The organism is Paraburkholderia nemoris (genome assembly GCF_905221015.1).
Lineage (GTDB): Bacteria > Pseudomonadota > Gammaproteobacteria > Burkholderiales > Burkholderiaceae > Paraburkholderia > Paraburkholderia nemoris.
The window spans coordinates 308,965-322,495 of record NZ_CAJNBO010000005.1 but is presented as its reverse complement, the minus strand read 5'-3'; the positions used below and the strand labels follow the sequence as shown (position 1 = coordinate 322,495).

Below are 13,531 nucleotides of genomic sequence, written 5' to 3'. Positions count from 1 at the left end.
ACATGAGCATCACGGATACGACTCTTGCCGAAGCCGAGATCCTGCTGGCGCAGCCGCGTGGGTTCTGCGCCGGCGTCGATCGGGCTATTGAAATCGTAGAGCGGGCCATCAAGCTGCACGGCTCGCCGATTTACGTGCGCCACGAAATCGTCCATAACGCCTATGTCGTCGAGGATTTGCGCAAGAAGGGCGCGATCTTCATCGAGCAACTGGAAGAAGTGCCGGCCGGCAATACGGTCATTTTCAGCGCGCATGGCGTGTCGAAAGCGGTGCGGTCGGAAGCCGAGTCGCGCGGCCTGCGGGTGTACGACGCCACCTGTCCGCTCGTGACCAAGGTGCATATCGAAGTCGCGAAAATGCGCCAGGACGGCTTCGACATCGTGATGATCGGCCACAAGGGCCACCCTGAAGTCGAGGGCACGATGGGGCAGGCGGGCGAGGGCATGCATCTGGTGGAAGACATCAAAGACGTGCTGGCCTTGCAGCTGGCCGATCCCGAGCGGATCGCGTTCGTGACGCAAACCACCCTGTCGGTTGACGACGCGGCCGAGATCATCGGCGCCCTGAAAGCGAAGTACCCGGCGATCCGCGAGCCGAAGAAGCAGGACATCTGTTATGCCACGCAAAACCGCCAGGACGCGGTCAAGTTCATGGCGCCGCAATGCGACGTCGTGATCGTGGTTGGCAGCCCGAATAGTTCGAATTCGAACCGGTTGCGCGAGCTGGCCGAAAAGCTTGGCGTGCCTTCCTATATGGTGGACTCGCCGGACCAGATCGATCCGGTATGGGTCGAAGGCAAGCGCCGGATCGGTGTGACGGCGGGCGCCTCGGCGCCGGAAGCGCTGGCGCAAGCGGTGATTGGCCGGTTGCGTGAGCTTGGCGTGCGCAACGTGCGCGCGCTCGACGGCATTGAGGAAAACATCGCGTTTCCGCTGCCGCGCGGGCTCGGTCTGCCTGCCTGACAATCAGCCGACGTTTCTGAAAGGAAAGCGCGCCCTAGGGCGCGCTTTTTTTACGTCCGCAGATTCGTGGGCCCGTCAAAAATAAAGTGCCAGATCATCGCGTTGGGCCGTTTTAAGTGTTCTCCCACACAAATTCCTTTGAATTGTGATTTGGCTTTTAAGCAATTTTTCGACGATGTGGCCCCGTTTAAATCGTTTCAAACGTGTTGCCTCGATTTTTGACGCACTAAAATAGTGCGCGCATCCTGATATCAATCGAAACGTAATACTTAACGCGAACCACGGTGCAATCAGGGATCGGGCCAGATCGCTGCAACACTTGATGCCATTGGGCGCAGCGATGGTGCAACTGATGCACGGAAAATAGTCGCAACCGGGTTGCGCCTTTTGCGGAATTCCTCTCTCAAAATAAGGTTGCAATGCAGGAAAACCCCACCGTTTCAACAATATTGCCCGTCGCATAATTGGAGTTACAATGCGCGCGTTCTCAAGGCCTCCGGGTCCCGAACAATAGATTTTGCAAGGCGCAGGAGACCTACTTAATGCGAGTCAAGTTTGCTTACGCCGTGTCCATCGTGACCGCGGTTGCGATGTTGACCGCGTGCGGCAAAAAGCAGGATGGCGAGGCGGGAGCAGGTGCATCGGCTGCCACAGCGGCAGCGGCACCGGCGAGTGAAGCAACTGTTGTGAAGATCGGTCATGCGGCCCCATTGACGGGCGGCATTGCACATCTTGGCAAGGACAATGAAAACGGCGCGCGTCTGGCGGTCGAGGAAATCAATAAGCAAGGCTTGACCATCGACGGTCACAAGATCCAGTTGGAGCTCGACGCACAAGATGATGCAGCGGACCCGAAAACGGGTACGGAGGTCGCTGAAAAATTTGTCGACGATCACGTTGTCGCCGTGGTCGGACACCTGAATTCAGGTGTCTCGATTCCAGCGTCGAAGATCTATAGCGATGCCGGGATCGTGCAGATCTCGCCGTCGTCGACAAATCCGGGGTACACGCAGCAAGGTTTCAAGACGACTTATCGGGTGGTCGCGACCGATGCCCAGCAGGGCCCGGCGCTGGCCAACTACGCGACGAAAGTGCTCGGCGCGAAACGCATCGCGATCGTCGACGACTCGACCGTATACGGTAAGGGGCTGGCCGACGAGTTCGCGAAGACGGTACAGGCGAGCGGGGCGAAGATCGTCGCGCGTGAAGCCACGAATGACAGGGCTACGGAGTTTCAGGCCGTCCTTAGAAAGATCAAGAGTGTTCAGCCGGACGTGATCATGTTCGGCGGCATGGACGCAACGGGCGGGCCGTTCACCAAACAGGCGGCGGCGCTCGGTATCAGGGCAAAAATCCTTGGCGGCGACGGTGTGTGTACCGACAAGGTGGGCGAGCTGGCGGGAACCGCCGTGCAAAACCTGGTCTGTTCGGAGGCGGGACTCGCGCTTTCGAAAATGGACAAGGGAGCGGACTTCGAACAGAAGTACGTGGACCGCTTCCACACACCGGTGCAGATTTACGCACCGTTCACGTATGACGCTGTGTACGTGATTGTCGATGCAATGAAGCGCGCTAATTCGATCGAGGCGCCCAAGGTGCTGGCTGCGATGCCGTCCACCGATTACAACGGGGTAATCGGCCACATCGCGTTCGACGACAAGGGTGATTTGAAAGAGGGCGCCATTACGCTTTACGACTTCAAGGACGGCAAGAAAGCGGTTCTCGACGTCGTGAAGATGTGATGACGGGACGTACAGCCTGACGGCACCGAAACCACCCAACGGTGCCGTTTTTGCATCCGCCATCGATTCGTCCCCGACTGCATCCCAGTCGTAAGGCGAAACGGGCAGCGGATAACCCTTACCGGTCTTTTACATCAGTACCCGCAGTGCCGTTGAGATTGGCGTACCGCATCACCGCCCACCGGCTGATGAAGAACGCGAATCCAGTCGCACGGGCTAAGGAGCATTAAATGGATATCTTCATCCAGCAGGTCCTCAACGGACTGGTGCTTGGCAGCGTTTACGCCATCATCGCACTGGGCTATACGATGGTTTACGGCATCTTGGGCATCATCAACTTCGCGCACGGCGATGTGTTGATGGTGGGCGCGATGGTTGCGCTCTCAGCCATAGGCGTGCTTCAGAACCACTTCCCCGGCCTCGGCAATGTGCCGACGCTCATCATCGCGTTGATCATCGCGGCAGTGGTTTGCTCGCTGGTCGGCTACACGATTGAGCGCGTGGCCTACCGGCCGTTGCGTAAAGCACCGCGTCTCGCCCCGCTGATCACCGCGATCGGTGTGTCGATCCTGCTGCAAACCCTCGCGATGATGATCTGGTCGCGCAACCCGCTGCCGTTCCCGCAGCTGTTGCCTACTGACCCGATCAACGTGATCAAGGCCACCGACACGACGCCTGGCGCCGTGATCTCGATGACCGAAATCGTGATCATCGTGGTGGCGTTCCTCGTGATGGGCGGTCTGCTGCTGCTGGTCCACAAGACCAAGCTTGGCCGCGCGATGCGTGCGATCGCTGAGAACCCGGGCGTCGCCAGCCTGATGGGCGTGAACCCGAACTTCGTGATTTCGGCGACCTTCATGATCGGCTCGGCGCTGGCCGCTCTCGCCGGCGTGATGATCGCGTCCGAATACGGTAACGCACACTTCTATATGGGCTTCATCCCAGGTCTGAAGGCCTTTACCGCGGCGGTGCTGGGCGGGATCGGCAATCTTGGCGGGGCAATGGTGGGCGGCGTGCTGCTCGGCCTGATTGAACAGTTGGGGGCGGGGTATATCGGCAACCTCACGGGCGGTGTATTCGGCAGTAACTACCAGGACGTGTTCGCATTCATCGTGCTGATTATCGTGCTGGTGTTCCGTCCGTCGGGCCTGTTGGGCGAACGTGTTGCTGATCGAGCATAAGGAGTAGACAGACATGACCTCAATTCAACCGATCGAGCCGTCCACGACGCTCATCCCTGAAAAGAACCTGACGAAGACGCTGACCGTCGGCATCATCACCGCGATCTTCGTGATCGCGGCACCGATGATCATCGGCGCGGCAGGCGGCAACTACTGGGTCCGCGTGCTCGACTTCGCGATGCTGTACGTGATGCTCGCGCTGGGTCTCAATGTCGTGGTCGGTTTCGCCGGCCTGCTCGACTTGGGCTACATCGCGTTCTACGCCATCGGCGCGTACACCGCGGCGTTGCTGAGCTCGCCCCACCTGACCTCGCAGTTCGAATGGATCGCGCACCTGTTCCCGGGCGGCCTGCATACGCCGATCTGGATCATCGTGCCGATCGCGATGGGGCTGGCCGCGACCTTCGGCGTCCTGCTCGGCGCGCCGACCCTGCGTCTGCGTGGCGACTATCTCGCGATCGTGACCCTGGGCTTCGGGGAAATCGTGCGGATCTTCATGAACAACCTCGACCGTCCGGTGAACATCACCAATGGTCCGAAGGGGATCACGGGGATCGATCCGGTCAACGTCGGGGGTTTCAGCCTCGCGCAAACCCACTCGCTGTTCGGCCTGCAGTTCCCGTCGGTGTACTCGTACTACTACCTGTTCGTGTTGTGCGCGCTGTTCGTGATCTGGACCTGTACGCGTTTGCAGCACTCGCGGATCGGCCGTGCATGGGCCGCTATTCGTGAAGACGAAATCGCCGCCAAGGCAATGGGCATCAACACCCGTAACGTGAAGCTGCTGGCTTTCGCGATGGGCGCGTCGTTCGGCGGCCTGTCGGGCGCGATGTTCGGTTCGTTCCAGGGCTTCGTGTCGCCGGAATCGTTCACGTTCTGGGAATCGGTCGTGGTGCTGGCGTGCGTGGTGCTGGGCGGTATGGGCCACATCCCTGGCGTGATTCTCGGTGCGGTGCTGCTCGCCGTGTTCCCGGAATTCCTGCGCTCGACGATGGGTCCGCTGCAGAACGCGATCTTCGGTCATGAAATCGTCGATACCGAAGTGATCCGTCAGTTGCTGTACGGCCTCGCGATGGTCGTGATCATGCTGTACCGCTCGGAAGGCCTGTGGCCGTCGCCGAAGCACGAAGACAAGATTGCGAAACTGGCGAAGCGCAGCGGCAAGAAGCCGGTGCGTGCCTAAAGGACAGGAGAAAAATATGAGCGATAACATTCGACTGTCCGTCAAGGGCGTGAACAAGCGCTTCGGCGGCCTGCAGGCACTGTCCGATGTCGGCCTGCAGATCAAGTCGGGCCAGATTTACGGCCTGATCGGCCCGAACGGCGCCGGCAAGACGACCTTCTTCAACGTGATCACGGGTCTGTACACGCCGGATTCGGGCGAGTTCAAGCTCGACGGCACGGAGTACACGCCGACCGCCGTCTATCAGGTGGCGAAGGCGGGGATTGCGCGTACGTTCCAGAACATCCGTCTGTTCGGTGGCATGACCGCACTGGAAAACGTGATGGTCGGCCGTCACGTGCGTACCAAGCACGGCCTGATCGGCGCGGTGTTCCAGACGCCGGCCGAGCGCAAGGAAGAGCGCGAGATCAAGGAACGCGCGATCGAACTGCTGGAATACGTCGGCATTGCGCAGTACGCGGACTACACGTCGCGCAATCTGTCGTACGGTCACCAGCGCCGTCTGGAAATCGCCCGCGCGCTGGCAACGGATCCGAAGCTGCTCGCACTGGATGAACCGGCTGCCGGCATGAACGCAACGGAAAAGGTCGAGCTGACCAAGCTGCTCGACAAGATCCGCAGCGACGGCAAGACGATTCTGCTGATCGAGCACGACGTGAAACTGGTGATGGGTCTGTGCAACCAGATGACGGTGCTCGACTACGGCAAGGTGATTGCTCAGGGTCTGCCTTCGGACGTGCAGAAGGATCCGAAGGTGATCGAAGCTTATCTGGGTGCGGGGGTCCACTAATGGCAACGGCAATGTTGAAAATCAAGGGCCTGCAGGTCAATTACGGCGGCATCCAGGCAGTCAAGGGTATCGATCTCGAAGTTGCGCAGGGCGAACTGGTCACGCTGATCGGCGCGAACGGCGCAGGCAAGACCACGACGATGAAGGCGATCACGGGTCTGAAGCCTTACTCGGCAGGCGATATCGAGTACATGGGTGAGTCGATCAAGGGCATCCCGGCGCACGAGCTGCTCAAGCGCGGTCTGGCGATGGTGCCGGAAGGCCGCGGTATTTTCTCGCGCATGTCGATCGTCGAGAACATGCAGATGGGTGCGTATCTGCGCAACGATACAGACGCCATCAAGGCCGACGTGGATCGTATGTTCGGCTTCTTCCCGCGCCTGAAGGAACGGGCGACGCAATACGCGGGCACGCTCTCGGGCGGCGAACAGCAGATGCTGGCAATGGCGCGCGCGATCATCAGCAAGCCGAAGCTGTTGTTGCTGGATGAGCCGTCGATGGGTCTGTCGCCGATCATGGTCGAGAAGATCTTCGAAGTGGTGCGGGCGATCTCGGCCGAAGGCATGACGGTGCTGCTGGTCGAGCAGAACGCGCGTCTCGCGTTGCAGGCGGCGAACCGCGGCTACGTGATGGACTCGGGTCTGGTGACGATGTCCGGCGACGCGAAGCAGATGCTGGATGATCCGAAGGTGCGGGCTGCTTATTTGGGTGAATAACCCGGGCTAAGTTTACCCCAGCCGTAAAAAAGGCTGCATGCGCTTCAATCGCGCATGCAGCCTTTTTCTATTCAGGCGATTGCCTGCGCTTAAGCCGCCGGTGTTTCCGCCAGTTCGCCTAATCGTTTGCCGAGACTGATCACCGCATCCGCGCGATACCCGAGCGCTTCATAGAACGCGCGCACATCGTCCTTCGCGGACAGCACCTGCAAGTTCAGCTTCGGGCAGCCACGTTCGGTCAACGCGTTTTCGACATGGGCGACGAGGCGCGTACCGATGCCATGACGTCGCAACGATTCATCCACCGCGAGCGAATACAGCCAGCCTCGGTGCCCGTCGTAACCACCCATCACCGTGCCGACGATACGCTCGTCGAACACTGCGACAAAGAACAGTTCCGGTTGAGTCGCCAGCTTGTTGGCGATCGACAGATGCGGATTGCGCTGTGGTCTCGTTACGTCCCGATACTCGGGGAACGCTTCCTGCCACAGCGCGACCACGGCGTCGGTGTCGCTCGCTTCGAAGCGGCGGATCGATAGCGTTGCGGTCGTCGTCATACGCGCTTTCCTGTGTGATTACAGCGTGTCGAGAATCGAACGCAGCATCGCCATCATCTGGTCGATTTCTTCGTTCGTGACGTTCAGGGCCGGCATGAAACGCAGCAGGTTCGGACGCGCCGCGTTCAGCAACAGGCCGTCAGGCTGCATCACGCGAGCCTTCTCGACGATCTGATTGCCGATGTCTTTGCCGAGCAGCAGCGCGCGCAGCAGACCCTCACCGCGTTCGCCTTCGAAGCCGCGTTCTTCCGACAGTTCGAGCAGCTTCGAGCGCAAATATTCGCCGCGGGCGCGCACACCTTCGAGGAAGCCGGGCGCGGTCAGTTGCGAGATCACCGAGTAGCCGACCGCGGTCATCAGCGGATTGCCGTTGTACGTACCGCCCTGGTCGCCCGCTTCGAACACGGCGATTTCGGCTTTGGCGAGCAGTGCCGCGAGAGGCACGCCGCCGCCGATGCCCTTACCGAGCGTCATGATGTCCGGTTCGATGCCCGACAGTTCATACGCGAACAAAGTGCCGGCACGGCCGCAACCGCTTTGCACTTCGTCGACGATCAGCAGCAGGTTGTGCTGTTTGGTCAGCGCGCGCAGTTGCTGCATGAACTCGCGCGTGGCGGGAATCACGCCGCCTTCGCCCTGAATCGGCTCCAGCATCACCGCGACGGTTTTCGCATTGATCAGCTTTTCGACCGATGCGATGTCGTTCAGATCCGCCTTCGGGAAACCCGGCACTTGCGGTGCGTAGATCGTGTCCCAACCCGGCTTGCCGCTTGCCGACATGGTGGCGAGCGTGCGGCCGTGGAAGCTGTGATCGAACGTGATGATTTCGAACGCGCCGTCCTTGAACTTCTTGCCCCACTTGCGCGCGAGCTTGATTGCGCCTTCGTTCGCTTCAGCGCCGCTGTTCGCGAAGAACACCTTGTCAAAGCAGCTATGCTGGGTGAGCAGTCCGGCGAGCTTCGCCATCGGCTCGTTGTAGAAGGCCGGCGACGGATTCAGCAGCAGCTTCGATTGCGTGTTCAGCGCTTCGATCATGCCGTCGTTGCAATGGCCGAGGCTGTTGACCGCCCAGCCCTGGATGAAATCCAGATATCGCTTGCCGTTATTTTCGTAGAGCCACGAGCCCTTGCCGTGCGTGAAAACGATTTCGGGTCGGTTCGTGATGTACATCAGCGACTCGATCGGGTACTCATTGAAATTCATGACGGCAAGCTCCAGACAGCGGGGTGAAGGGTGAGTGAGCGGTTGGCCTCAAATGAAGCAGCGGCCGGTGAAAACAAAAAAAGCAAACAAAAAAGCCACGGCATGCCGTGGCTTTCATGATTCGAACTGCTTGCGCCGTTGTGCGGCGCGAATCCGTGACGAAGCCAGCGGCGCCCCTAAGGGAGCGGCGAGCGGCGACGTCGGAGTTCGGACTGGATGCGGTTCATGCGCGAAAGAATACGACAAGGAAAGCGCTGGTGTAAACCATGAATTTGCACAAATTCGCGTCAACGCGGATTTATGCAAGTCTGCCAGCGTGCCTGTTTCGTTTTGATGAACGGGTTAATCGAGTGACGATCAACCCGTTTATCGCCTCAAACCGCGTTCGCCAGATCCGCCGCGCTCGTGAAGGAGTCCGCGTAGAACTCGTCTTCCGGCAGCCCATGATGCTGGGTGAAATCGCGCTGTGCCGACTCGACCATCACCGGTGCGCCGCACGCGTACACCTGGTACGGCGACAGATCCGGCAGATCCTCGATCACGGCGCGATGCACGAAGCCGACGCGACCCGTCCACGCATCGCCCGCGTCCGGTTCCGACAGCACCGGCACGAACTTGAAGTTCGGAATCTCGCGAGCCCATTGCTCGGCGAGCTCGAGCAGGTACAGATCCTTCTTGCGGCGCGCGCCCCAATAAAGCGTCATCGGCCGGTTCAGATTCTTGAACACCGCATGTTCGACGATCGCCTTCAGCGGCGCGAACCCCGTACCCGAAGCGAGCAGCACGATCGGCTTGTCCGAATCTTCACGCAGGAAGAAGGTGCCGAGCGGGGCTTCGAAGCGCAGGATGTCGCGCTCTTTTATCGTGTTGAACACGTGGTCCGTGAATGCGCCGCCCGGCATATGACGGATGTGCAATTCGATCGGGCCTTCGTTGTGCGGCGCGCTCGCCATCGAATAGCTGCGGCGTTTGCCGTCTTTCAGAATGAATTCGAGGTACTGGCCGGCCAGATATTGCAGACGCTCGTTAGCGGGCAATTGCAGCTTCAGCACGACGACGTCGTCGGCCTTGCGCTCGATCGCGTTCACGCGGCACGGCAGTTTCTTGACCTGCACGTCGCCTACGCCGGCTACTTCGCGGATATCCACTTCGAGATCGGAGCAGGCCGTCGCGCAGCAGAAGAGGGCCATGCCGCGCGTCTTTTCGTCGTTCGACAAGGCCGACGACGAATGCTGACGCTGTTCAACCTGGCCGCTGACCACGGTGCCTTTGCATGAGCCGCAAGCGCCGTTCTTGCAGCCGTACGGCAGACCAATGCCCTGGCGCAAGGCCGCGATCAGGACCGGTTCGTCCTGTTCCACCTGAAACTGCCGGCCGCTTTGCCGGAGCGTGACGTTAAATGCCATAGAGTGTTCGAAATCGAAAAGTCGGTAATCGTTATCGGACCCGCTGTGCAACTGTGCGGTACCTGCCGCGCTTGACGGCTACAATGCGTCCACCATGAAAGCGACACGAAATTTACGCCGGCCGCGCGTGTTGATTGTTGGCTGCGGTGACGTCGGCATGCGCTGCGTGCCCCTGTTGCGGCCACACGCGCATGTCTTCGCGCTCACCAGCCACGCCGAGCGCAGCGCCGAATTGCGCGCCGCTGGCGTCACGCCGCTGGTCGGCGACCTCGACGCGCGCCGCAGCCTGAAACGGCTTGCGGGCCTCGCGCCGACGGTGCTGCATCTCGCGCCACCGCAAAAGACCGGCGACGATGACCGCCGCACCCGTGCCTTGCTCGCTACGTTGAGCGCGCGCCGTGATCGGGCGATGCGTGCCGCGCGCGGCGCGGTGACGCCGGTCGGGCGGCTGCGCCGCGGGTTGCGCAACATAAGTGCCTCATGGGCGGAATCTGAAGCAGCCAATATTGTACCCGACAGGGTGCGCTGGACCGCCGCTCCGCACGTGCCTGTGAGGCTGGTGTACGCGAGCACGACCGGCGTCTACGGCGATTGTGGCGGCGCGTGGATCGACGAGACGCGCGCGGCGCAGCCGGCCAATGCGCGCGCCAAACGCCGCGTGTCGGCCGAGCGGCAATTGCGGCGCGCCACCGCGCGAGGCGTGGTCGCCGCCAGCATCGCGCGGATTCCGGGCATCTATGCGAGCAACCGCCTGCCGCTCGCGCGGCTGGCAAAGCGTACGCCCGCCCTGATCGACGCCGACGACGTCTACACCAACCATATCCATGCCGACGATCTGGCCGCGATCCTCGTGCGTCTCGCCACCCATGGGCGGCCGGGGCGCGTGATTCACGCGTCCGACGATACGTCGCTGAAAATGGGAGAGTACTTCGATGCGGTGGCCGATGCGTTCGGTCTCGAGCGCGCGCCTCGCATCACGCGCGCAGAGGCGGAGCAGCAGATCGAGCCGACCTTGCTGTCCTTCATGCGCGAATCGAGGCGGCTCGTGAATCGCCGCCTCAAAGAAGAGTTGCGCGTGCGCTTGCGGTATCCGAGTGTCGAGGATTTTTTCGCGAAGCGTGGAAATTGAAAACGCGCCGGCAGGCGGCGCGTTTTCAAGGTATTCGGCCACGAGCAAATTAAATGCTCGCCGCGCCAGCCATGACCTGGCCAGATCTCACTCGCGTCGGCGACGCTCTGCCGCGCGGGCTTACGTCAGCGCCGGCAATGCCTCCAGCAACAGGAAACACAGCATTGCGCCGATCAGCGCGCCGATCAGGTTCGGATGATATTTGTGCCGCAGCCGCATCATGACCAGCAGTCCGCCGACCAGGACGATCCCGAGGCACGTGAAAGCAATCATCACGGGCGAAATTTGAATAGTGTCGTGGATGACCATGGCGCCCTCTCCCTGAGACCTTTGTAGTCTTCGTTTAAACGAGTATAGAGCGACTTGTAAGGAAGAGCATGCTGCGATGCAGCGTGCAATCAGGTGTCCGCGAGAGCCTATGTGCGGGGGCGCACACGATTCTCCTGATGCATCAAGGCTCTAAAGGGGACCTACCTGTTTACCCGCTCCGTAAAGATCCGAGGTCGGTTTCGTCGAGCCATTGCCACGCGCCTTCCGCGAGCGTGGCGGGCAACGCAAGTCCGCCAATCCGCTCGCGATGCAGCGCTTCGCAACGGTTGCCCGCTGCCGCGATCATCCGCTTGACCTGGTGATATTTGCCTTCCATCACGGTGAGCGCCAGCGCGTGCTCGCCGCGCGCCTCGGCGTCGACGGCGACGATCGGCTTGGGCTCGCCGTGCAGCAAGACGCCGTCGCGCAAGGCGCGCAACTGGACGTCGTCGATGGGATGACGCGTGGTCGCGATATATAGCTTCGGCACTTTGCGTTTCGGCGACGTGAACATGTGCACGAACTTGCCGTCGTCGGAGAGCAGCAGGAGGCCCGTTGTGTCCTGATCGAGGCGGCCCACGCACTGCACGCCGCGTTCGGCGAACTGCGGCGGCAGCAGGCTGAACACGCTCAGATGATGCTGCGGATCGCGCGAACATTCGTAGCCGGCCGGCTTGTTCAGCAACAGATAGGCGTGCTCGCGATACGGCCAGACGACCCCGTCCACGCTGAAGCAGAACGTGCTGTCATCGGTTGGGAAATCGGCGTCGGCATCGGCGCTGACGGAGCCGCCGATGCTCACGCGGCCGTCGCCTATTAGCGCCCGGCATTGGCGGCGCGAGCCGAAACCTTGGGTGAAGAGGATGCTTTCGAGATTCATGGCGAGCGAAGAATAACACCGCAAGAAGCGGAGCGCCGCGCAGCGCCTTAGCGACCACGATGAACACTCCTAATCCCGTCGCAGGAGTTCATCGATGCACGCCGCTTCCTCTTCGTCGTCTTCATCCGCGCTTCGTCTGCCGGCCGCATTCCAGCGGCTTGCGTGGTCGAATCTGGTCGCGCAATCCGCGGAGCAGGTCAGCCTTGCCGCCGCGCCGCTCGTCGCCGTGTTCGCGCTCGGCGCCGGCGCACGCGAGACCGGTCTGCTGCAAACCGCGCAGACCCTGCCGTTCCTGTTGTTGTCGATTCCGCTCGGCGTATGGGCTGACCGCCGCTCGCGCCGCACGTTGATGACGCTAGCTGAAAGCGTGCGTGTGATCGCGATGTTGTGCGTGCTGCTGCTCCTGATGACGCATGCGCTGAGCTTGCCGCTGCTCGCCGCGCTCGGTTTCATTGCCGCGACCGGCACGGTTGCCTACAACGTCGCGGCGCCTTCGCTGGTGCCCTCGATCGTGCCGCGCGAGGCGTACGCCCAGGCCAACGGGCGGCTCGAACTGGCGCGCAGCGTCGCGTATTCGGCGGGACCGGCGCTCGGCGGACTGCTGGTTGGCTGGATCGGCGCGGGATGGGCGTATGGCTGCGCGGCCGGGCTATCGGCGTTGGCCGTCGCCTTGCTCGCGGGGCTGCGCGAACCGCCGCGAGCAGCTGCTCCCCAGCGTCATTTCCTGCTGGAACTGCGTGACGGTACGCGCTTCGTGCTGCGCGACGCGCTGCTGCGTCCGATGCTCGCCACCGCGATCTTCTTCAACCTCGGTTTCTTCGTGCTGCAGGCGGTGTATGTGCCGTACGCCGTGCATCGTTTGGGCTTGAGCGCTTCGATGGTCGGTGTGACGCTCGGCGCGTACGGCGTCGGCATGGTGTGCGGCGCGCTCGCTGCGCCGGCCATTGCGCGGCGTCTTGCGTTCGGCCGCGTGTTGATTATCGGGCCGTCGTGCGGTTTGCTCGCCTCGCTCGTGATGGTGGCAACGATCGTCACGCCGTCTTTCTGGCTCGCGATGCTGAGCTTCTTTCTGCTCGGCGCCGGACCGATTCTGTGGGTGGTCGGCTCGACCACACTACGTCAAGCGATCACGCCTGAACGGATGATGGGCCGCGTCTCGGCGCTCAACAGCACTGCGACCTATGGCGCGCGGCCGCTGGGCGCGTTGCTCGGTGCGGCGATCAGCGCGCGCTGGGGGATGGACGCGTGTCTGGTCGCGGCTGCGGCGGCCTTCTTTGTGCAGGCGTTGATCATCGTCATGTCGCCGGCGGCGCGGCTCGCGCACATTCCCGAAGGGGTTGCGGTCGCTCAATGAAAACTGGTTTTCATCGGATGGCGTGCCGTGTACCCCGATGTGGATGCAGGTGTCCGTGAAAACCCTCGAAAATGAAAATGAATTTTTTTCGGCGAGATTTCTATGTAAATATACTTTCA

The 13,531-nt window shown here is 61.4% G+C and carries 14 protein-coding genes; 9 read left to right on the top strand and 5 right to left on the bottom strand.

Features of this window, described 5'->3' with window-relative positions; all coding sequences use genetic code 11:
* Positions 1-2 precede the first annotated feature (2 nt).
* The 6 genes from ispH to KHO33_RS10310 all read left to right on the top strand — a co-directional run bounded on the left by ispH (position 3) and on the right by KHO33_RS10310 (position 6,574).
* A complete protein-coding gene (gene ispH, locus KHO33_RS10335; protein WP_097390218.1) occupies positions 3-962 on the top strand; it encodes a 4-hydroxy-3-methylbut-2-enyl diphosphate reductase in 960 nt (319 codons plus the stop codon).
* 542 nt (positions 963-1,504) lie between these two features.
* Positions 1,505-2,704: a branched-chain amino acid ABC transporter substrate-binding protein gene (locus KHO33_RS10330; RefSeq protein ID WP_054042635.1), complete on the top strand. Its 1,200-nt coding sequence runs from the start codon at positions 1,505-1,507 to the stop codon at positions 2,702-2,704.
* A gap of 230 nt (positions 2,705-2,934) precedes the next feature.
* Positions 2,935-3,885: a branched-chain amino acid ABC transporter permease gene (locus KHO33_RS10325; RefSeq protein WP_074282431.1), complete on the top strand. Its 951-nt coding sequence runs from the start codon at positions 2,935-2,937 to the stop codon at positions 3,883-3,885.
* Positions 3,886-3,898: 13 nt separating this feature from the next.
* Positions 3,899-5,068 carry an ABC transporter permease subunit gene (locus KHO33_RS10320; RefSeq protein ID WP_054043665.1) on the top strand — a complete coding sequence of 390 codons (1,170 nt, stop codon included), beginning with the start codon at positions 3,899-3,901 and terminating at the stop codon, positions 5,066-5,068.
* 16 nt (positions 5,069-5,084) lie between these two features.
* Positions 5,085-5,858: an ABC transporter ATP-binding protein gene (locus KHO33_RS10315; protein ID WP_054043663.1), complete on the top strand. Its 774-nt coding sequence runs from the start codon at positions 5,085-5,087 to the stop codon at positions 5,856-5,858.
* The gene (locus tag KHO33_RS10310) at positions 5,858-6,574 is read left to right on the top strand and encodes an ABC transporter ATP-binding protein (RefSeq protein ID WP_093638918.1); all 717 of its coding nucleotides are present in this window, start codon (positions 5,858-5,860) and stop codon (positions 6,572-6,574) included. Before KHO33_RS10315 ends, KHO33_RS10310 begins: the two co-directional genes overlap by 1 nt.
* 89 nt (positions 6,575-6,663) lie before the next feature.
* Here the strand turns inward: KHO33_RS10310 and KHO33_RS10305 are convergent, their stop codons facing one another.
* Both KHO33_RS10305 and KHO33_RS10300 read right to left on the bottom strand, forming a co-directional pair.
* Complete coding sequence (locus KHO33_RS10305) at positions 6,664-7,131, bottom strand: GNAT family acetyltransferase (protein ID WP_200564721.1); 468 nt, start codon at positions 7,129-7,131, stop codon at positions 6,664-6,666.
* Between the two features lie 18 nt (positions 7,132-7,149).
* The gene (locus tag KHO33_RS10300; protein WP_200564720.1) at positions 7,150-8,334 is read right to left on the bottom strand and encodes an acetylornithine transaminase; all 1,185 of its coding nucleotides are present in this window, start codon (positions 8,332-8,334) and stop codon (positions 7,150-7,152) included.
* A gap of 67 nt (positions 8,335-8,401) precedes the next feature.
* Here KHO33_RS10300 and KHO33_RS10295 point away from each other — a divergent pair, with 67 nt between their 5' ends.
* Complete coding sequence (locus tag KHO33_RS10295; protein WP_200564719.1) at positions 8,402-8,668, top strand: hypothetical protein; 267 nt, start codon at positions 8,402-8,404, stop codon at positions 8,666-8,668.
* 40 nt (positions 8,669-8,708) lie between these two features.
* Here KHO33_RS10295 and KHO33_RS10290 read toward each other — a convergent pair whose 3' ends face one another.
* Entirely contained in the window at positions 8,709-9,740 is a 1,032-nt protein-coding gene (locus KHO33_RS10290) for a CDP-6-deoxy-delta-3,4-glucoseen reductase (protein ID WP_054037392.1), read from the bottom strand.
* 94 nt (positions 9,741-9,834) lie between these two features.
* Between KHO33_RS10290 and KHO33_RS10285 the strand changes: the two genes are divergently transcribed.
* Positions 9,835-10,869 carry an NAD-dependent epimerase/dehydratase family protein gene (locus KHO33_RS10285; protein ID WP_054037390.1) on the top strand — a complete coding sequence of 345 codons (1,035 nt, stop codon included), beginning with the start codon at positions 9,835-9,837 and terminating at the stop codon, positions 10,867-10,869.
* A gap of 120 nt (positions 10,870-10,989) precedes the next feature.
* Here KHO33_RS10285 and KHO33_RS10280 read toward each other — a convergent pair whose 3' ends face one another.
* Positions 10,990-11,178, bottom strand: coding sequence for a hypothetical protein (locus KHO33_RS10280; protein ID WP_054037388.1), 189 nt, complete (start codon positions 11,176-11,178; stop codon positions 10,990-10,992).
* A 169-nt stretch (positions 11,179-11,347) separates the two neighbouring features.
* The gene (locus KHO33_RS10275; RefSeq protein WP_054037386.1) at positions 11,348-12,058 is read right to left on the bottom strand and encodes a pseudouridine synthase; all 711 of its coding nucleotides are present in this window, start codon (positions 12,056-12,058) and stop codon (positions 11,348-11,350) included.
* A 94-nt stretch (positions 12,059-12,152) separates the two neighbouring features.
* On the opposite strand from KHO33_RS10275, the gene KHO33_RS10270 reads away from it, so the two are divergent.
* Complete coding sequence (locus tag KHO33_RS10270; RefSeq protein ID WP_200564718.1) at positions 12,153-13,412, top strand: MFS transporter; 1,260 nt, start codon at positions 12,153-12,155, stop codon at positions 13,410-13,412.
* Positions 13,413-13,531: the final 119 nt, after the last annotated feature.

Coding starts and splice junctions, on each gene's coding strand:
- ispH (WP_097390218.1), top strand. CDS start 3: ATGAGCATCACGGATACGACTCTTGCCGAAGCCGAGATCCTGCTGGCG.
- KHO33_RS10285 (WP_054037390.1), top strand. CDS start 9,835: ATGAAAGCGACACGAAATTTACGCCGGCCGCGCGTGTTGATTGTTGGC.
- KHO33_RS10270 (WP_200564718.1), top strand. CDS start 12,153: ATGCACGCCGCTTCCTCTTCGTCGTCTTCATCCGCGCTTCGTCTGCCG.
- KHO33_RS10290 (WP_054037392.1), bottom strand. CDS start 9,740: ATGGCATTTAACGTCACGCTCCGGCAAAGCGGCCGGCAGTTTCAGGTG.
- KHO33_RS10300 (WP_200564720.1), bottom strand. CDS start 8,334: ATGAATTTCAATGAGTACCCGATCGAGTCGCTGATGTACATCACGAAC.
- KHO33_RS10330 (WP_054042635.1), top strand. CDS start 1,505: ATGCGAGTCAAGTTTGCTTACGCCGTGTCCATCGTGACCGCGGTTGCG.
- KHO33_RS10320 (WP_054043665.1), top strand. CDS start 3,899: ATGACCTCAATTCAACCGATCGAGCCGTCCACGACGCTCATCCCTGAA.
- KHO33_RS10280 (WP_054037388.1), bottom strand. CDS start 11,178: ATGGTCATCCACGACACTATTCAAATTTCGCCCGTGATGATTGCTTTC.
- KHO33_RS10310 (WP_093638918.1), top strand. CDS start 5,858: ATGGCAACGGCAATGTTGAAAATCAAGGGCCTGCAGGTCAATTACGGC.
- KHO33_RS10315 (WP_054043663.1), top strand. CDS start 5,085: ATGAGCGATAACATTCGACTGTCCGTCAAGGGCGTGAACAAGCGCTTC.
- KHO33_RS10275 (WP_054037386.1), bottom strand. CDS start 12,058: ATGAATCTCGAAAGCATCCTCTTCACCCAAGGTTTCGGCTCGCGCCGC.
- KHO33_RS10305 (WP_200564721.1), bottom strand. CDS start 7,131: ATGACGACGACCGCAACGCTATCGATCCGCCGCTTCGAAGCGAGCGAC.
- KHO33_RS10325 (WP_074282431.1), top strand. CDS start 2,935: ATGGATATCTTCATCCAGCAGGTCCTCAACGGACTGGTGCTTGGCAGC.